Genomic DNA, 17,839 nt, shown 5'->3' on the forward strand with positions numbered 1-17,839 from the left:
CTTCGAATCCAGACGACCGCGGTAGCCCGGCACGCCGCGCCGCCTGCCACCTCCCCCTGTGCCACGGCGCGCTCCTCGCGCGGCCGCCCGGCGTGCAGTCCCGGTACGGCCGCGTTCGGACCCCCATCAGATACGGAGTGAACATGAACGAGTCGAGCTCTCGACGGGCGAGACGCCTGCGAGCCCCGGCAGCGGCCTTCATCGGCCTGGTCGCCGCCGCGGCGGCGACACTGGCGGCGACGACCGGCGCTGACGCCGCCACCGTCCGCTACGAGGCCGAGAACGCCCCGGCCGTCTGCGACGGCGCGATCGAATCGAACCACACCGGGTACTCCGGCAGCGGTTTCTGCAACTCCAGCAACGCGAGCGGCGCCGCGGCCCAGTTCACCGTCAACGCCGCGAGCGCGGGAACGGCCACCGTGGCGATCCGGTACGCCCACGGCGCCACCGACTCCCGCCCGGCGAACATCCTCGTCAACGGCAACACGGCCGAATCGGCCAGCGCCTTCAGCGCGACCGGCGCGTGGACGACCTGGTTGACGAAGACCGTCACCGTCCCGGTCAACGCCGGGAGCAACACGATCCGGCTGGTGGCCGCCACCGCCACCGGCCTGCCGAACATCGACTATGTCGAAGTCACCGACGGGGGCGCGGCCCAGACCGGGCCCATCATGGAGGACCTCGGCCGCGGCGTCACCGTCGTGCCCTCCGGCGGCGGCAACCTCGTCAGCTGGCGCCTCCTCGGCACCGACACGGCCAACACGGCATTCAACGTGTACCGCAACGGGACCCTGCTCAACGGCTCCCCCATCACCGGCGCCACCAACTACCTCGACACCGGCGGCAGCGGGACGTACACCGTCGCGGCGGTGAACGGCGGGACCGTCGGCGGCCAGGCCGGCGCCGAAGCGGTCTTCAACTCCAGCGGGTACAAGGACATCCCGCTGCAGCGGCCCGCGGGCGGCACCACCCCCTCGGGCGAGGCGTACACCTACAACGCCAACGACATGAGCGTCGGCGATCTCGACGGCGACGGCCAGTACGAGTACCTCGTCAAATGGGATCCCAGCAACGCCAAGGACAACTCGCAGTCCGGGTACACCGGGAACGTCTACATTGACGCGTACAAGCTCAACGGCCAGCGCCTGTGGCGGATCGACCTGGGCCGCAACATCAGGGCCGGGGCGCACTACACCCAGTTCCAGGTGTACGACTACGACTCCGACGGCGACGCCGAGATCGCCATGAAGACCGCCGACGCCACCGTCTCCGGCACCGGGCAGGTCATCGGCAGCGCGAGCGCCGACCACCGCAACAGCGGCGGCTACATCCTCGCCGGGCCCGAGTACCTGACGATCTTCAACGGCGCCAACGGCGCGGTCCTCGACACCATCAACTACCAGCCGGGGCGCGGCACGGTCGCGGACTGGGGCGACAACTACGGCAACCGGGTCGACCGGTTCCTCGCCGGAACGGCCTATCTGGACGGTAGCCGCCCGTCGATGATCTTCAGCCGCGGCTACTACACCCGCAGCGTCATCTGGGCGGTCGACTTCAACGGCACGGACCTGGTGTCGCGCTGGGTGTTCGACTCCAACAGCGCGGGCGGCCAGTACACCGGGCAGGGCGCGCACAGCCTCTCGATCGCCGACCTGAACGGAGACGGCCGCCAGGACGTCGTGTTCGGCGCGATGGCGGTGGGCTCGAACGGCCAGGCGCTCTACAACACCGGGTTCGGCCACGGCGACGCGCTCCACGTGAGCGACCTCGTCCCGAGCCGCGCGGGCCAGGAGGTGTTCATGGTCCATGAGAGCGCCAGCCAGCCCTCCTCGAGCTTGAACGGCAGCAACGGCGCGATCCTGTTCCAGACGCCCGCGAGCGGGGACAACGGCCGCGGTGTCGCGGCGAACGTCCTGGGCAGCAACGCGGGCGCCGAGTACTGGTCCTCGAACGTGAGCGGCCTGCTCAACGCCTCCGGCGCGAACATCGGCGCGAAGCCCGGCTCGATCAACTTCCTGTCCTGGTGGGACGGCGACGGCGAGCGCGAACTGCTCGACGGCACCGCGATCACGAACTACCCGTCCGGCACGCTCCTGTCGGGCTCCGGGGTCGCGTCGAACAACGGCACCAAGGCCACGCCGGGCCTCTCCGCCGACCTGTTCGGCGACTGGCGCGAAGAGGTCGTCTGGCGCACCAGCGACAACAGCGCCCTGCGGATCTACGCCACGCCCTCCACCACCAGCCTGCGCATCGCCACGCTCATGCACAACCCGCAGTACCGGGTGGCTATCGCCTGGCAGAACACGGCGTACAACCAGCCGCCGCACCCGAGCTTCTACATCGGCAGCGACGTCACGAGCTACCCGTTCCCGTCCATCACCACGCCTTGACCTCCTCCGAGAAACCGGGGCCCGCGGCTGCCGCCGCGGGCCCCGGCCCCGTGCCAAGAGGCGGTGCGGGGGCTGAGCCCGTCGGGTCGACGCTGACGAGCTCGATCCGCTGGTCGCTGCCCTGGACGCCGGTCTCGAGGACGAAGCCGACTCCCGCGGCGTAGAACTTGTGCTCGATGACGCTGGTGTCGAGCGGGTTGACGTCCTCGGTGCGGAGGCAGTCGTCGAAGGACCCGTACGGCACCTCGACCTGCTCGTCCCTGGCCAGGACCTCACCGGTGTCCACAGCGTGGCCCTCGTAGTACTCCTGGTAATAGTAGTCGCCGACCTGGGGGTCGGTTTCCATCGCGATGCCGGGGAGGGCGCCGTCGACCCCGGCCTCCCAGGAGCCCTCGGTGCTGGTGATCTCGCCGTCCGACATCTCCTTGGAGTCCTCGCCGAAGTACCAGACGTTGCCGTCCGCGTCCTGGGCGTACCAGTCGTAGGTGTCCTCGACGACCTCGCCGTCCTCGCTCACGGTGTCGTGGACGACCACGGTGGTGACGCCCATGACCTCGCGGGTCTCATCGGTCACCTCGACGACGATCGTCTCGCCGCCGCCCTCGTAGGTGAATACGGTGCCCGGGATCCACGGCATGAACGGGTTGTCGATGACGGTGCTGAACGCCGAGGCGTCGGGCATCTCGGCCAACGTGGGCTCGCCCGACGGCGACGGCTCATCTGCGCCCCCGTCAGTGCCCTCGTCGCCGCATCCGGCGATGACCGCCCCGAGCAGGGGCGCGACGAGCAGAGCCGCAGCGATTCTTGAACGTTGCATCGATCCCCCTAAGGAGAGGGGCTCTCTCCCTCGTAGGCTACGCCGCTCGCGGCCCCGGGTCCCCCGTCTCGCTCGAACCGGCCGCCGCCCGCCGATGAATCCGCGCGTCGGGCGTCGTCCCCACATGCAAGGAACATCCACATCGAGGAGCGACTCCACATGACCGATGCAACGATCGACTTCACGCCCGTGACCGACCTGGTCGCGGGCTTGCTCGACGGCGTCGACGACGCGCGGCTCGCCGACCCGACCCCGTGCGGCCACTACACCCAGGCGCAGCTGCTCAACCACCTGCTCGGCCTGTGCCTCGCGTTCACCGCCGCGGCACGGGGCGAGACCGGCCCGCACAACGACGCGCCCCCCGGCGAACCCGCGACCGCCCTGGAACCGCAGTGGCGCGGCGAACTCCAGCGCCGCTTGGCGACACTGGCCGACGTATGGAGCGCGCCTTCGGCTTGGGAGGGCGACGCGCTCGCGGGCGGCGTCACGCTCCCCGCCTCGATCATGGGCCTCGTCGCCCTCAACGAGGTCGCCATCCACGGCTGGGACCTCGCCCGCGCCACCGGCCAGGACTACGCACTCGACCCCGGCGTCGTCGAAGCCCTCACCGCCTTCACCGGCCAGGACGCCCACGACCAGTCCGCCCGCGAGGGCATCTACGGCCCGGTCGTCACGCTCCCCGCCGACGCACCCCGGCAGGACCAACTCATCGCCCTCACCGGCCGCGACCCCGCCTGGCGCCCATAGCCACACTCCCCCGGCTGGTCAGCTACCTGCCCTGCGCTCACCGGGTTCTCTGCAGTGAGCCGTGGTTCAGCGGATCCGAGCCAGGACCAGGTCGAGCGACTCGGTGCCGATGACCGGGATGTCATATTGACGTGCCTTGGCCGCCTTGCCGGACATCGAGTCCGGGTCGGCCGCTACGACTAGAACGGTCTTCTTGGTGACGTTCGGTGCGACCTTGAGGCCCGCGGCCTCGAGGCGGTCGGCCCAGTGCTGCTTCGATTCGGCGAACGAGCCGGTCAGTACGACCAGGTCTCCGGACGCCAAATGGAACTCGTGACCTGTGGTGAGTGGTCCGTCGGCAGGTCCGGGCTGCAGCGCCGCGCCGACCGCATGCGTCGGCAGCGACAGCAGTGCCGCGACTCGATGCAGGTCCTGCCGCTCCTCCTCGGTCACCTCACCGTCCGCCAACGCCACCGCGGCCAGCGCGCGGAGATAGCCGCCGTGCAGTTCCAAGGCCGTCGGGCGTCCGATGCCGAGTCGTGCCGCCGCTTCGACGAGCGCGTCCGATTCGGCTGCGGACACGTGGCGGTCCAAGAGCGCCCGGTCGAGCAGGGACAGGTACGTGTCGGCCTGCGGCGGGTCGGGAACGCGCGGAATGTGGTCGACGAGGCGCGCGAGGAAATCAGTGCCTTCATTCGCGCCCGCTCCACGGCATACGGGCTTGGCGAGACCGGTGGGCAGAGTCGGCCAGCGGAGTTCGCGCACCAGCGCAGCGCGATCGGCCCACAGCGCCTCGGGGCCCATGCTGTTGAGGTAGAGAGCGAGCAGTTCGGCAGTGGCGAGCACGTCCGACATCGCCGCGTGGGGCCGTTCGTTGGCGATCCCGGCAGCGAGGCAGCAGTCGCGGAGACTCCGCCCCGATTCCGGGAGGAAGTAGTTCGCCCATTGCATGGTGCAGACGCCGAGGTCGAGGAGGTTCGGCAGTTCCTGGCCCAATCGCAGGTATTCGTGGGCGAGGAGGCGGCTGTCGAAGGCGAGGTTGTGCGCGACGGGGATGCGGCCGCGCAAGCGGTGGAGGATTTCCCCGGCGACCTGATCGAACGTGGGGGCTTTCCTGACGTCGGCGGAGCGGATGCCATGCAGCTCCTGCGGGCCGAGGTCTCGCTTGGGGTTGACGAGGGTCTCCCAGCGGCCGGTGACCCTGCCGTCGCCGTCGACGTGTGCTATCGCGATCTCGATGACACGGTCTTTGTTGAACAGGCCAGTCGTCTCTACGTCCAGAACCGCGTACATGACCCTTCGCCTCCGTCTCGCTGCAGCGAAGTGTTCACTGTAGCGAGACCGAAGGTGTCCGCGGCTCGTACGAACGGTCCGAGTCGTCAGGTAGGTGTCGTTCGGCGGCCGGGATCAGTGGTTGCGCGCGAAGCCGGAGGTCGACGCCTTCGCGGGCCGGAAGACCATGAAGACCCTCCGTTCCTGCTGCTTCACGAAGGCGCGCTTGACATCGGCGTCGTCGGTCGGAGCCAGATGCCCGAGGGTCGCGGCCAACGTGAAGAAGCCGTCGCCGGGGAGGCCCGTGTCCTCGTCGCGGACCAGGACCGAGATCATGAGCTTGAGTCCGGTCGCGCTGGAGTGGGCTGTGGTGATGTCGTCGCAGAGCTTCCCGATCTGACCGGGAAGATGCGCGCCGAGATTGAACGGCTCGCCGAGTTCGCGGTTGAGATCACCGTAGGAGAGCGTTTCGCCCTGTGAGGCGTATCGCTTGAGCACTTGCAGTCCGGATTCGATGAGAGCGGAGTCGCCGTGCGCCATAGCGGGCCTGCTTCTTGGAGAATGCGATCGGACCCGATGAGGGGATGGCCTCGACCGTAACACGGTTGCCGCGCCTGCTCGGCGACTTCGGTCGCCAGCCGACGCCGGCGGGACGGACCTCGCGGCCCGCCCCGCTCCGCGACGTCACGACGGTGTCGCGCCGGTGATGGTGAGTTCGTACGGGAACGGGTCGCCGACGCCGGTCTGCCACATCGTGTAGTTGCGGTGCTGCGACGGGGTCGCGGCGACCACGAGCATCATGTGGGTCTCCCCGCTCTGGAGCGAGAAGTTGGCGGCCTGGCCCGGCGCGAACAGCGGGCTGTAGCGGACCGAGAAGTCGGCCTTGACCGCCACGAGCCGGAAGCGCCAGTCGGCCCCGGCGAGGCTGGAGGCGCCGGTGAGCTGGACGCCCACGTTGCCCGTGGTCGGGTTGAGGCGGATGATGTTGTGGCCGTATTGGTGCGGCGCATCGGTGTTCGCGATCCGGTAGCGGTTCGAGCCGAGGCTGGTGAGCGGGTCGGTGTGGAGCGGGCGGTAGCTGCCGCCGCCGCGCCACAGGTCGGTGCGCATGGCCGCGCCCTGGTCGAAGTCGTAGACGACCTGCCTCGAGGTCATCTCGCCGATGAGCGTCGCGAACTCCTGGTGGTCGAGCTGGAGGACGCGTTTGATCGTGTCGATCGGATGCTCGCCCTGCCTGGCCTCGAACCAGAGTCGGTCGACGGCTTCGGCGCCGTAGAGCTCGGCGATGGTGTCGAACATGAGCCAGTCGCCGTAGTAGGTCTCCTGCGCGAGCCAGCGGTAGTGCTGGCGTTCAAGGTAGTAGCCGGAACCGAGGACGACCTCGGGCCGCTGCATGCGCGCCATGTAGTTGGCGTGGGCCTCCCAGACCGGCCCCGCTACGGGGTTGCCGTGGCCCCAGCCGCCGCCGTTCCCGTTGTCGGCGTTGATGTCACTGGCGTAGGACTGCAGGATGTGGTTGAACTCGTGGGATTCGACCCAGTCGTCCCAGATCTTGTCGTACGGCAGGCACATGTGGCCGACCCCGGCGTCGTCGGGCCCGGCCCAGTTCGCGGGCGGCAGGAAGCCGTTCGACCAGGTGCCGCACAGGTAGAGGTTGATGCGGTACTGCGAGCCGGGGCCGTGGTCGGCGGGGTCGACGAAGCCGACCTGGTCCACGTAGAAGTCCCAGATCTCCTCCATGTGGTTCGCCACCCACTGCGGGTAGTTGTCGTAGCCGTGCTGGCGGCCCCAGGCGACGGCGTCGACCGCGTCGCCCCAGCGGACCGTGAAGTTCTCGGACTCGACGTAGTTGCTCGTGGAGGCCCCGGCTTCGATGAGGAACGCGGGGGTGCGGGTCTGCTTCTGCTGCTGGGGTTCTCCGGTGGGATCGGGTTCGCTGGGCGTCTCGGTCGGCGTGCTCGTGCCGCCGCAGGCCGCCCCGTTGACCTTGAACGCGGTCGGGATGGTGCCGGTGCCGGTCACGGTGAGGCCGAAGACCTCTTTGGTCTGACCGGCGGGGATCTGGGCGTTCCAGCCGACGTCCTCGCCGGTGAAGTGGGCGCCGGACTGGGTGAAGTCGACGTTCCAGGCGTTCTGGACGCTCGATCCCGAGGGGAGGTCGAACTCGACTTTCCAGCCGTTGAGCGACTCGGAACCGGCCTTGATGGACACCGCGGCGTTGTGGCCGGTGCCCCACTGCGACGTGATCGAGTACTGGACGGCGTCGCAGGCGGCGGCAGATGCCGGAACTACCGCCACCACTGCGACGGAAGCGGCCAGGACCGCCCCTACCGCCAATCCGACGGCCCCGAGCCGCCGTCTCCGACTTCGCTTGACTTCCATGAGCTGCGCTCCTTCGCTCGGGCGCAACGACATCGGTGCGCCCGCGGCCGCTGCCGCAGCGCTCCCGCGAGCACGCCCGACGGAAACTCGCGACCCCGACCGCACTTAATATTTACGGACGTAAATATTAGATCGCGATGGAATTCATGAGCACAAGATCGGTGACTTTCAGAAATATATCTCCTGATACGGACAAAGCGGGTCCTGATGCCAGCAGGCCACTGCCGCAACAGTGGTCGCCGGTAAACCGTGAGTCAGACGATGCGGTCCGCGCGGGTGTAGAGGTTCATCGTGTCCTCGCGGACGAAGCCCGCGAGCGTCAGTCCGGACTCCTCGGCGAGGTCGGCGGCGAGGGAGGACGGGGCCGAAACCGCTGCGAGCGCGGGGATTCCGGCCATGACCGCCTTCTGGACGAGCTCGAAGGAGGCGCGACCCGAGACGGCCAGGATCTTGCCGCGCAGCGGGACCAGGCCCTCGCGCAGGGCCTGTCCGAGGACCTTGTCGACCGCGTTGTGGCGGCCCACGTCCTCCTTGGCGGTGAGGAGTTCGCCCTCGGAGGTGAACAGGCCCGCGGCGTGGAGGCCGCCGGTGCGGTCGAAGATCTTCTGCGCCGTGCGGAGCCGGTCGGGGAGGGAGGCGAGGACCTCGGCGCTGATCGCGGTGTCGTCTTCGGCGACGCTCCAGGCGGCCTTGGTCCGGACGTCCTCCAGGCTGTCCTTGCCGCAGACCCCGCAGGCCGAGGTGACCGTGGTGTTCCGCTTCGCCGACTTCGGCGGGGCGGGGAGGTCGGCGGCCAGGACGATGTCGAGGAGGTTGTAGGTCTGCTCGCCGTTCGCGTCGACGCCGGCGCAGTAGCGCATGCTCACGATGTCGCGCGCCTTGGTGATCACGCCCTCGGCGAGGAGGAACCCGGTGGCGAGATCGAAGTCGTCCCCCGGGGTGCGCATGGTGACCTGCAGCGATTCGCCCCCGACCCGCAGCTCGAGCGGTTCTTCGACGGCGAGGGTGTCGACCCGCTCGGAGCGGTGCTCCCCGGCGAGGCGAGTGGTCTTGCGGCGGACGGTAACGCGGCCCATCGGACTTCAGGTTCCCTTCGGGGTCTCGGCGCCGCTGTCGGGCTCGAAGCGCACCACGATCGATTTGGAGGTGGGCGTGTTGCTGAACTCCGCCACCGAGTCGAGCGGCACGAGCACGTTCGTCTCCGGGAAATACGCGGCGGCGCAGCCGCGCGCGGTCGGATAGTGCACGATCTTGAAATGCGGGGCCCGGCGGTCGCCGTCGGACCATTCGCTCACGAGGTCGCAGTAGTCGCCGTCGACGAGACCGAGGTCAGCGGCGTCCTCGGGATTGACGAGCACGACTCTACGCCCGTCGTGGATGCCCCGGTAGCGGTCGTCGAGCCCGTAGATCGTGGTGTTGAACTGGTCGTGGCTGCGCAGCGTCTGGAGCACCAGCCGCCCCGCACCGGCCTCCGGCGACGTCACCGGATTCACGGTGAAGTTGGCTTTGCCTGTGGCCGTGGGGAACACGCGTCCGTCGCGCGGCGCGTGCGGTAGCGCGAAACCGCCGGGCACGCGGGCCCGCGCGTTGTAGTCCGTGAAACCGGGCACGACCCGCTCGATCCGCGCGCGAATGCGGTCGTAGTCGGCGGCGAAGTCCTCCCAAGGCACCGGATCGCCGGGCCCGAAGACCGCCCGGGCGAGGCCCGCCACGACCGCGACCTCGGATCGCATCTCCGGGCTCAGCGCCGGCACGCTCCCGCGGGAGGCGTGGACGATGCCCATCGAGTCCTCCACCGTGACGAACTGCTCGCGCCCGCCGGGCGCGTCGATGTCAGTGCGGCCGAGCGCCGGGAGGATGAGCCCCCGCGCCCCGGTCACCACGTGCGACCGGTTGAGCTTGGTCGACACGTGCACGGTGAGTCGGCAGCGGCGCATCGCCGCCTCGGTGGACGCCGTGTCAGGCGTGGCCGCGACGAAATTGCCGCCCATCGCGAAGAAGACCTTGACGCGGCCGTCGCGCATGGCGCGGATCGTGCCGACCGTGTCGAGGCCGTGGTCGCGAGGCGGCGCGAAGTCGAATTCCGTGCCGAGCGCGTCGAGGAACCGGTCGGGCATCCGCTCCCAGATGCCCATCGTGCGGTCGCCTTGCACGTTCGAGTGCCCGCGCACCGGGCACACTCCGGCGCCCGGCCGCCCGATGTTGCCGCGCAGGAGCAGGAACGCGACGAGCTCCCGGATGGTGGGCACGGCATGCCGGTGCTGCGTCAGCCCCATCGCCCAGCAGACCACGATCTTGTCGGCGGCCAGGACCATCGCCAGGAGCCGCTCGATCTCGGCCGCGGGCAGGCCGGTCCGCTGGACCGCCTCGTCCAGCGCGGCGGCGTCGCCCGCGGGGTCGTGGATGCCGTGGTGCGCGGCGAAGGCGTCGAAGCCGTGCGTGTGGGTGTCGATGAACGTGCGGTCGATGGCGCCGGGGTCGGTCGTGCTGGCGCGCAGGAGCATCCGGTTGAGGATGCTGAAGAGGGCGAGGTCGCCGCCGACTTTGATCTGGAGGAACAGGTCGGTGAGGTCGGTGCCGCGTCCGGCGAGTCCGCGCGCGGTCTGCGGGTTCTTGAAGCGCCGCATCCCCGCTTCGGGGAGGGGGTTGACGGTGGCGATGCGGGCGCCGGCGCGTTTGGCCTTCTCGAGGGCGGTGAGCATGCGCGGGTGGTTGGTGCCGGGGTTCTGGCCCGCGACGATGATGAGGTCGGCCTGGGAAAGGTCGTCGAGGGTGACGCTGCCCTTGCCGATGCCGATGGTCTCGGCGAGGGCGGAGCCGGAGGACTCGTGGCACATGTTGGAGCAGTCGGGCAGGTTGTTGGTCCCGAGTTTGCGGGCGAAGAGCTGGTAGAGGAACGCGGCTTCGTTGCCGGTGCGACCGGAGGTGTAGAACGCGGCGGCGTCGGGGCGGTCGAGGGCGGCGAGTTCGGCGGCGATGAGGGCGAAGGCGTCGTCCCAGCTGATCGGTTCGTAGTGGGTGGCGCCTTCGGCGAGGTGGACGGGCTGGGTGAGGCGGCCTTGCTGGCCGAGCCAGTAGCCGGATCTTCCGGCGAGGTCGGCGACGGGGTGCGCGGCGAAGAATTCGGGGTCGACGCGGCGGCGGGTGCCTTCTTCGGCGACGGCTTTGGCGCCGTTCTCGCAGAATTCGGCGGGGTGGCGGTGTCCGGGTTCGGGCCAGGCGCAGCCGGGGCAGTCGAAGCCGCCGGCCTGGTTGACGTCGCGCAGGAGCGGCAGGCCGCGTTTGACGCCCGCTTGGGTGCCGACGACCCGGATCGAGCTGGCTACGGCGGGCAGGCCGACGGCGTGGTGCTTCGGGCGTCGGACGTCGGGCGTGTCCTGGGCGGGGTCGAGTTCGGGCGCCTTGCTCATTGGTGCAGTGTAGGTCGGCGCGCGGCGGCGTCGGGCGGGGAACACTCGCTCAGGCCGCGCGGGAGGGTTTCGTCGCGGCACCGTTTTGGGGCAGAAATCCCAGCTCTTGGGGGCAGGGTAGGGGGTATCGGGGCGAATCATCACGGACCGTTCGGGGATGGTAGCCCGGGTAGGCTGAACGGTGCGGACCGGCGCGGGTCCACCGTCCCGGCCCCGCGAGAGTGTCCCTTGTGGAAGGCGGTGGTGCATGGGCGATGCTGCTGGCGCGCATGATGATGCTCCTGGCGGGCGCGGTCGTCTGCACGGTCGTCTTTTGCAGGTGCTCGGCGGGGTGTCGGCGGTCGCAGCCCTGATCGCCCTGTGGCAGTTCGGGGTGTTCGGTGAGGGGCCCGACCGGGATCCGGTGGACGTGATCGAGGGCGTTGAGACGCCGTCGGTTCCGGACGGCGAGTCCGAGTCGGAGGGGGCGGCGTCCGCGGGGGCCGCGAGCGCGACGGTGGAATCCCCTTCGGAGTCGAGCGCGGCGGCCACCTCCGCGGAGCCGTCGAGTGCGAGTCCCACACCGGCGGCGCCGAGCGAGACCGCTTCGGCGGCGACGGAAGCGGCCGCGCCGGCCTCGTGCACGGCGAACCTGACGCTCGAGAATGCGTGGGACGACTCGGTCGAGGTCACGGTCGAGGTGGTCAGCACCGGAAGCGTCGCGTCGGCGTCGTGGGAGATCGATCTCGATCTGCGTGACGTGGAGATCTACAACCACTGGGCCATGCGGGAACTCGAAGACGGCCGATACGGCAGTGAGGATTGGAACGGGCGTCTCGATCCAGAGGAGAACGCGATCGCGGGGTTCCAGGCGACGGTCGGCGACCACGCCGAGCTGCCGGATGCGGTGGCCTGCACGGCCCGGGCCTGAGTCGGTTCAGTCGGAGGCGTCGAGCAGGAGCCTCGCCGCGGTGGTCGCGCCGTCCGTGCGGATCGAGGCGGCCACTTCGGCGGCGCGGTGACGGGTTTCGGGCGTGAGGGCGGTTTCGATTGCGGCGCTGAGAGACCGGGTGGTGATGCCGGGACCGGTGTGGTGGGCGCCGATGCCGAGTTCGGCGACGCGGCGGGCCCAGTAGGGCTGGTCCACGATCTGGGGGACGACCACTTGGGGCGCACCGGCGATCGCGGCGGTGGCCGTGGTGCCCGCGCCGCCGTGGTGGACGACGGCGGCCACGCGCCGGAACAGCGCCTGCTGGTTGACCTCGTCCACGGCGAGGCAGTCGTCGTGGACGTCGATGGGGGCGAGGTCGGCCCAGCCGCTGGCGAGGACGACGCGGCGGCCTTGTCTTCGGGCGGCGCCGATGGCCACACGTGCGGCGTCCTCCTTGGGGCGCAGCGGGATGCTGCCGAATCCGATGTAGACGGGCGGCGGGCCCGCGGCGAGGAAGGCTTCCAGGTCGGGTGCGAGCGGGTGCTGGTCGGTGAGTGTCCATGCGCCGGTCTGTGCGACGGGGAGGTCGGACGGGAGACGCGGACTCAGCACCGGGTCGGTGGCGAGCCAGGGGTTATCGGTGTAGACGTGGTCGCGGACGTTCCCCAAGGGCGGCAGTCCGGTCCCGACTCGGAGACGGTTGACGGCCTCGCCGTAGAGGGCTTGCATGCTGGCTGCGTCGTGTGTCCAGAGTGTCCGGTTGTCGGCGATGCCGGCGGGCAGCGGGTGACCGGGGCGTTCGGGCGGCGGATGGTGCAGTGACGGCAGCAGGGTCGGCTGGAGGCTGACGTGACGGTAGCGGAGACCGAGCGCGTCGGCGGCGGTGCGGGCCGCTGCGGCGACCGGGAACATGCCGGTCGCCACGATCGCGTCGCAATCCGCTGCGGCCGCGGCGATCCGGTCGAAGGCGTCGGCGATGAGCGCGGCGGTCCGGTCCGCGACGGCGCCGGTCGGCGGCGGCCCGGTGCCGGTCACGAGGGGGCGTACCGCCCGGCCTATCGGGACCATCGGCACGTTCGCGTCAGCGAGGAGCCGCGCGAATTCGGGGTCGGGAGGCGCGCACACCACGGCCCCCGCACCGAGCGCGCGCAAGCCGACCGCCAGCGCGGCCATCGGCTCGACGTCTCCGCGCGAACCGTAGGTCGAGAGCAGTACGCGCATCGGTTCCCCGTTCGAACGGTATCGGCCTGAGCCGACCATTCTGGGGTGCGGGCGCAAGGGACCGGTGCCGCGGCGGGCCTGCACGTGCGGGAGGATAGCTGGAGCCGCGCTCTTTCAGTGGGCGGCTTCGAGCTTCGGGAGGCTTCCGATGAGTCATGTGAACCCTTCGGATCCGCAGGTCATCATATTCACCGGCCTGCCCGGGACGGGCAAGTCGACGCTGTCCGAGCGCCTGAGCCGGGCGACCGGCGTGCCGGTGTTCGCCGCGGACTGGCTGCTGGGCTCGCTGAAGCCGCACGGGGTCCTGTACGACCTGGATCAAGAGACCTACCTGGCGCTCCACGACGGCCTCATGGAGACGCTGGTCGTACGGCAGCTCCGGTTGAGCCAGTCGGCGATCACCGACTGCGTGCTCGACGAGGACACCGCGCAGCGCTGGGCCGGGATCGCGGCCGGGTACGGTGCGCGGCTGCGAGTCGTCGAATGCACTTGCAGCGATGTGGAGCTGCATCGGAGCCGGGTCGAGGGGCGGGTTCGCGGCATCCCCGGCTGGCATGAGATCGACTGGGCGCACGTCGAGCGCATGCGCGCCGAGCTGCCGTCGTTCACGCTCGAACGGCTCGTCACCGACGCCGCCGACCCGCTTGAGACCAATATGGACAAGATTCACGACTATTTGTCTCGCTGATCGGGTATCGCCGGCCGCGGGTCGCGGGGCGCCCTGCCGCCCAGGGGCAGTACGCTGGCAGTCCTCTTCAGACGAAGCGGCGGCGCTGAGAGGCGCGGAAGGGGAGCATGATGGCCGGCAGCCGGATCGCGATCGTTTGGAATCCGTCGAAGACCTCACGCGAGGACCTCGAGGGCGCACTCCCCGCCAGCGCCGCTGACGCGGAGGTCATGTGGTTCGAGACCAGCCCCGACGACCCCGGCCAGGGCGCGACGAGCGACGCGCTCGCGGCGGGTGCCGAAGTCGTGGTGGCGGCGGGCGGTGACGGGACCGTGCGAGCGGTCGCCGAGCGACTGGCGCAGGACGACGCCGCCGAGCTCGCGATCGTCCCGCTCGGCACGGGCAACCTCCTCGCGCGCAATCTCGGCGTGCCGCTGGGCGACCCCGGGGGCGCGCTCACGCGGGCGTTCGAGGGCCGGTCGCGCGCCATCGACCTCGGCTGGGTCACGACTGACGTGAACGATGCGGAGGTACGCCGGGCGTTCGCCGTCATCGCGGGAATCGGCATCGATGCGCACATGATCGTCGAGACCGACGACGACCTCAAGAGCAAGGTCGGGTGGCTGGCCTATGTGGAGTCGCTGGGACGCGCCCTCAGCTCGAGCGAGGTCGTGGACATCGAGATCGCCGTCGACGGCGCGGCACCCGAACGCACGGAGGCGCACACACTCCTCGTCGGCAACTGCGGCACGCTCCAGGGCGGCGTCGCGCTCCTGCCGGACGCGGACCCCTCGGACGGCGAACTCGATCTGCTCCTGCTGAGCGCCGAAGGCATCGGTCAATGGCTCGACACGGTCCGATCGTTCGTGTGGGACAACGGCATCCGGCGGTTCTTCACCGGCCGGGAACGTGCCGAGAGCGCCGACACCGCGACGCACGCCAGGGTCGGCAGCGTGTCGGTCGTCCTGTCCGAGCCGCGAGCGCTGGAGGTCGACGGCGACGAACTGGGCGAGACGTCGGGCTTCACGATCGAAATCCAGCCCGGCGCCGTGCGGGTGCGTTGAGGCGGGCGCTCAGTACATCGCGGTGAGGGATCGGGTCGCGCCGTCGACGCGGACCGTTCCGCCGTAAGGGATGGTGAACTGCGGGTCGGTGTGCCCGAAATCGACTCCGAGTACAGCGGGCTTACCGGGCGCGTACTCGTCGAGCACCCGCAGCACCGCTTCGCGCTGCTCGGCCCGGAACCGGTCGGCGTCGAACGCGTCGAGCCGGCGATCCATGCTCGACGACTTCGGCCGCCCCATCAGGAACGCGGCGCAGCGTTCGAGCCAGCCGCGTTCGCCGATCGAGCGCAGGACGCGGTACACATCGTCGGCGCTCGGCATCTCCTCTGAGGTCTCGAAGAACAGCACGGCGCCGTCGAGCCGGTCCGGGCCCGGGACGCAGCGGTCGGCCATAAGCAGCCAGGAGACGATCTCGAGGGACCCGCCCCAGGTCGGGCCCTCGACCGCCGGGCCCGGGTGGCGCCACTCCCACGCGGCGGCCTCGCGCATGTCGGGCGGTCGCTCGAACGTGGCGGGGTCGGCCCAGTCTCCCGAGGTCTCCCCGAATTCGGCGGGTTCGGTGAGCGTGTAAGGGCCGGTGGTGAAGAGGGCCGCTCGCAGCGACGCCTCCGTCGCCGGATGCATCGCGCCGGGCCGGCCGAACGCGGTCATGACCGCGCCGCCGTGATAGCCGACGATCCCGGTCTCGGCGAGGAGCGCCAGCAGGTTCGTTCAGTCGCTGAACCCGAAGAACGGCTTGGGGTTCGCCGCGATGAGGTCGCGGTCGAGGTGCGGGAGCACCGTGATCTGGTCGTCGCCGCCGACGCTGCTGATGACGGCCTTCACCGTCGGGTCGGCGAACGCCGCGTGCAGGTCCGCGGCCCGTTCGGCCGGGCTCGCGCCCCACCGGCGCGTGCCCGGGTACTCCACCGGGACGAGCCCGAACGATTCGCGGAGGCGGCGCAGGCCGAGTTCGTACGGCAGCGGCAGCAGCGCGGGCAGCCCGGAGGACGGCGAGACGATCGCGACCTGGTCTCCTGGCACCGGTTTCGGCGGGTAATGCGGCACGAGGCAAGGCTACCGACGCGGCGCCCCGCGATGCCGTCCATTGCTTGATCGCCGACTGCGGCGCGGGTGGAGTAGATTGACGCCCATGATGTTCAACGAAACGAGCACCCAAGGTTCATGACGCGGTCCGGCGAGCGCAATGCGCTCGAACCCGACCCCGTCCCTGTCCTCCACCGCGTCCGCGAACTCTGCGGGCGCTTCCCCGAAGGCCCGCTCCCTCCAGCGGAAGTCAAAGCCCTTCGCGAGTCCATCGATACCCCCGGCCCGGTCGAGCGGACGCTCCTGCCGGATCGGCGCACCAGGACCCGCGAGGAATTCGGGGCCTACAAGCGCGAACGCGACGCCGCCTTGGCCGAACTGGCCGAGTGGGTCCGGTCCGCCGTGTCCGGCTCGACGGCAGACCTGGAGCGGCTCGGCGACCGGCTTCGCCGCCTCGGCGACCATCGCCGACTGCGTTTCGATCCCGAAATGCTCGGCCTCGGGCTCCAGCCCGAGCAGACGCGCGCCATCGCACTCCATCTCCTGCATACCGGCGTCTCCAGCGGCGAGATCTTCGTGGGCCTCCAGCTCATCGAAACGGTCGTGCAACCGGCCGACGCCTCGCTGATCCGCACGCTGGGCCATCTCGGCCGCAACTACGGGTACCTCGCCTCGAAGGCCGTCCGGCGCCTCGAGTTCCCCGCACCCCACCAGTTCGCGCTGGCCATGCGCGCACCGCGCACCGATCGGCAGCAGTTCGCGGCCGCCCTCGCAGGGTCGCCTCGAGCCGACATCGACGCGCTCATGACCACGCTCTCGGTCGCCGACACGATCGCGCTCCTGACCATGATCGGCGACATCCAAGGCACTCCGAAGTGGATCGAGGGGAACGACGCGCTCGCCGCGACGGTCGTGGCGGCCGCCGAGTCCCCGAGCCTGCTGGGCGAGGGCGTCCCAGCGCTCATGTCGATCGCGTGCCTCATCGACGAGGTCGCCTACGGCACCGCCGCCTTCCTGCCCTACTCCCCCGGCCGGCGCGAGCAGGTGATCGCCGGGTTGGAGTCCGCGCTGGCCGCGCCCGCGGCTTGGGCGTCGGTGACGGCGGCGCTCGAGCGGCACCCGCGCGACAGCGAGTTGATCTGGCTGCAACGCCGAGTCCTCGAGGCACGCCGAGGCGCCATCGCCGGGTTCCCCGAGGGACTGGCGATCCGGGTCGCGGTGCCGCCTCCGGGTTCGAGGCAGGAGGTGCGGACGCATCTGCTCATCGACGGGATGCCGCTCGTACCGCGCGTGTTCAGTCTCGGGGTCGCGGCGATGCCGGATCGGGTCCTCCAGTGCGAGAGCGGTCTGGTAGCCACAGTGGAGCCTAGGGACGTGAAGATCGCCGATCCCGACTGCGTTGAGGAATGCTGCGGTGCGCTGTACGCCGAGATCAGGCGGGACGAGGCCGGTGGTCGCGTGGAGTGGGAGCTCCGGAGGACCCGCAGCGCCCATGAGCATCGGGAGCGCCTCGTGTTCGACGCCGCCGCCTACGATGCCGAGATCGCACGCGTCTCAAGCGATTTCACGTGGGAGTGGCCCGCGCGGCGCGCGGCCAGGCTGCTGCGGGAGCGGCTGGCCCCCGATCTCATGGCTCGCTGGGACTGTCGGCTCGGCCTTGTCAACTCCTGGAACTCCGACCGTTCCATCCTCGAGCTGTCCTTCTCGTATCCGGATGCGCCGTCGTCCGCATCAGATCGACCGTGGCTGCAGTTCGTGTACCGGACCGAGATTCCAGACGCGGCAGCGGTGGACGACCGGGCGGTCGGGATCGCGGTCGAGCGGATCGCAAGCCAGTTCAGGGAAGGCGATCCGAAGCGGTTCGCGAAGGTCGTCTCGGGGTCGAAGGAGCTCGCGGCGTCGCTGGGCATTCCCTGGTAGGGGCTCGGCGATGGGGGAGGCGGCCGTCGTTGAC

Annotated in this window: 13 protein-coding genes and 1 pseudogene; 6 read left to right on the forward strand and 8 right to left on the reverse strand. The window is 70.2% G+C overall.

Going from position 1 to position 17,839, the window contains the following annotated elements:
* Positions 1-143: 143 nt before the first annotated feature.
* Complete coding sequence (locus O1R50_RS04725) at positions 144-2,390, forward strand: rhamnogalacturonan lyase family protein (RefSeq protein WP_270108733.1); 2,247 nt, start codon at positions 144-146, stop codon at positions 2,388-2,390.
* Here the strand turns inward: O1R50_RS04725 and O1R50_RS04730 are convergent.
* Entirely contained in the window at positions 2,377-3,207 is an 831-nt protein-coding gene (locus O1R50_RS04730; RefSeq protein ID WP_270108734.1) for a hypothetical protein, read from the reverse strand. The two genes, O1R50_RS04725 and O1R50_RS04730, sit on opposite strands and share 14 nt — an antisense overlap.
* A 159-nt stretch (positions 3,208-3,366) precedes the next feature.
* Between O1R50_RS04730 and O1R50_RS04735 the strand changes: the two genes are divergently transcribed.
* The gene (locus O1R50_RS04735) at positions 3,367-3,954 is read left to right on the forward strand and encodes a TIGR03086 family metal-binding protein (protein WP_270108736.1); all 588 of its coding nucleotides are present in this window, start codon (positions 3,367-3,369) and stop codon (positions 3,952-3,954) included.
* A gap of 66 nt (positions 3,955-4,020) precedes the next feature.
* On the opposite strand, the gene O1R50_RS04740 is transcribed toward O1R50_RS04735, so the two are convergent.
* From O1R50_RS04740 to O1R50_RS04760, 5 genes are all read right to left on the reverse strand, one after another.
* The gene (locus O1R50_RS04740) at positions 4,021-5,226 is read right to left on the reverse strand and encodes an exonuclease domain-containing protein (protein ID WP_270108737.1); all 1,206 of its coding nucleotides are present in this window, start codon (positions 5,224-5,226) and stop codon (positions 4,021-4,023) included.
* Between the two features lie 114 nt (positions 5,227-5,340).
* Positions 5,341-5,745: a hypothetical protein gene (locus O1R50_RS04745; protein ID WP_270108738.1), complete on the reverse strand. Its 405-nt coding sequence runs from the start codon at positions 5,743-5,745 to the stop codon at positions 5,341-5,343.
* 144 nt (positions 5,746-5,889) lie between these two features.
* Complete coding sequence (locus tag O1R50_RS04750; protein WP_270108739.1) at positions 5,890-7,587, reverse strand: DUF6055 domain-containing protein; 1,698 nt, start codon at positions 7,585-7,587, stop codon at positions 5,890-5,892.
* Positions 7,588-7,841: 254 nt separating this feature from the next.
* Positions 7,842-8,663: a formate dehydrogenase accessory sulfurtransferase FdhD gene (gene fdhD, locus O1R50_RS04755; protein ID WP_270108740.1), complete on the reverse strand. Its 822-nt coding sequence runs from the start codon at positions 8,661-8,663 to the stop codon at positions 7,842-7,844.
* A 6-nt stretch (positions 8,664-8,669) separates the two neighbouring features.
* The gene (locus O1R50_RS04760) at positions 8,670-10,997 is read right to left on the reverse strand and encodes an FdhF/YdeP family oxidoreductase (protein WP_270108741.1); all 2,328 of its coding nucleotides are present in this window, start codon (positions 10,995-10,997) and stop codon (positions 8,670-8,672) included.
* A gap of 247 nt (positions 10,998-11,244) precedes the next feature.
* Here O1R50_RS04760 and O1R50_RS04765 point away from each other — a divergent pair, with 247 nt between their 5' ends.
* The gene (locus O1R50_RS04765; RefSeq protein ID WP_270108742.1) at positions 11,245-11,907 is read left to right on the forward strand and encodes a cellulose binding domain-containing protein; all 663 of its coding nucleotides are present in this window, start codon (positions 11,245-11,247) and stop codon (positions 11,905-11,907) included.
* 6 nt (positions 11,908-11,913) lie between these two features.
* Here O1R50_RS04765 and O1R50_RS04770 read toward each other — a convergent pair whose 3' ends face one another.
* Positions 11,914-13,128: a glycosyltransferase gene (locus tag O1R50_RS04770; RefSeq protein ID WP_270108744.1), complete on the reverse strand. Its 1,215-nt coding sequence runs from the start codon at positions 13,126-13,128 to the stop codon at positions 11,914-11,916.
* Positions 13,129-13,276: 148 nt separating this feature from the next.
* Between O1R50_RS04770 and O1R50_RS04775 the strand changes: the two genes are divergently transcribed.
* Together O1R50_RS04775 and O1R50_RS04780 are read left to right on the forward strand one after the other, a co-directional pair.
* A complete protein-coding gene (locus O1R50_RS04775) occupies positions 13,277-13,816 on the forward strand; it encodes an AAA family ATPase (RefSeq protein WP_270108745.1) in 540 nt (179 codons plus the stop codon).
* Between the two features lie 107 nt (positions 13,817-13,923).
* Positions 13,924-14,859: a diacylglycerol/lipid kinase family protein gene (locus tag O1R50_RS04780; RefSeq protein ID WP_270108746.1), complete on the forward strand. Its 936-nt coding sequence runs from the start codon at positions 13,924-13,926 to the stop codon at positions 14,857-14,859.
* Between the two features lie 9 nt (positions 14,860-14,868).
* Here O1R50_RS04780 and O1R50_RS26275 read toward each other — a convergent pair.
* Positions 14,869-15,906, reverse strand: a pseudogene (locus O1R50_RS26275) (S66 family peptidase).
* A 117-nt stretch (positions 15,907-16,023) separates the two neighbouring features.
* Here O1R50_RS26275 and O1R50_RS04795 point away from each other — a divergent pair.
* On the forward strand, positions 16,024-17,805 hold the full coding sequence (locus O1R50_RS04795) for a hypothetical protein (RefSeq protein WP_270108749.1): 1,782 nt from the start codon (positions 16,024-16,026) through the stop codon (positions 17,803-17,805).
* Positions 17,806-17,839: the final 34 nt, after the last annotated feature.

This window comes from Glycomyces luteolus (genome assembly GCF_027622875.1).
GTDB classification, from domain to species: domain Bacteria; phylum Actinomycetota; class Actinomycetes; order Mycobacteriales; family Micromonosporaceae; genus Glycomyces; species Glycomyces luteolus.

Coding starts and splice junctions, on each gene's coding strand:
- O1R50_RS04725 (WP_270108733.1), top strand. CDS start 144: ATGAACGAGTCGAGCTCTCGACGGGCGAGACGCCTGCGAGCCCCGGCA.
- O1R50_RS04730 (WP_270108734.1), bottom strand. CDS start 3,207: ATGCAACGTTCAAGAATCGCTGCGGCTCTGCTCGTCGCGCCCCTGCTC.
- O1R50_RS04735 (WP_270108736.1), top strand. CDS start 3,367: ATGACCGATGCAACGATCGACTTCACGCCCGTGACCGACCTGGTCGCG.
- O1R50_RS04740 (WP_270108737.1), bottom strand. CDS start 5,226: ATGTACGCGGTTCTGGACGTAGAGACGACTGGCCTGTTCAACAAAGAC.
- O1R50_RS04745 (WP_270108738.1), bottom strand. CDS start 5,745: ATGGCGCACGGCGACTCCGCTCTCATCGAATCCGGACTGCAAGTGCTC.
- O1R50_RS04750 (WP_270108739.1), bottom strand. CDS start 7,587: ATGGAAGTCAAGCGAAGTCGGAGACGGCGGCTCGGGGCCGTCGGATTG.
- fdhD (WP_270108740.1), bottom strand. CDS start 8,663: ATGGGCCGCGTTACCGTCCGCCGCAAGACCACTCGCCTCGCCGGGGAG.
- O1R50_RS04760 (WP_270108741.1), bottom strand. CDS start 10,997: ATGAGCAAGGCGCCCGAACTCGACCCCGCCCAGGACACGCCCGACGTC.
- O1R50_RS04765 (WP_270108742.1), top strand. CDS start 11,245: ATGGGCGATGCTGCTGGCGCGCATGATGATGCTCCTGGCGGGCGCGGT.
- O1R50_RS04770 (WP_270108744.1), bottom strand. CDS start 13,128: ATGCGCGTACTGCTCTCGACCTACGGTTCGCGCGGAGACGTCGAGCCG.
- O1R50_RS04775 (WP_270108745.1), top strand. CDS start 13,277: ATGAGTCATGTGAACCCTTCGGATCCGCAGGTCATCATATTCACCGGC.
- O1R50_RS04780 (WP_270108746.1), top strand. CDS start 13,924: ATGATGGCCGGCAGCCGGATCGCGATCGTTTGGAATCCGTCGAAGACC.
- O1R50_RS04795 (WP_270108749.1), top strand. CDS start 16,024: ATGACGCGGTCCGGCGAGCGCAATGCGCTCGAACCCGACCCCGTCCCT.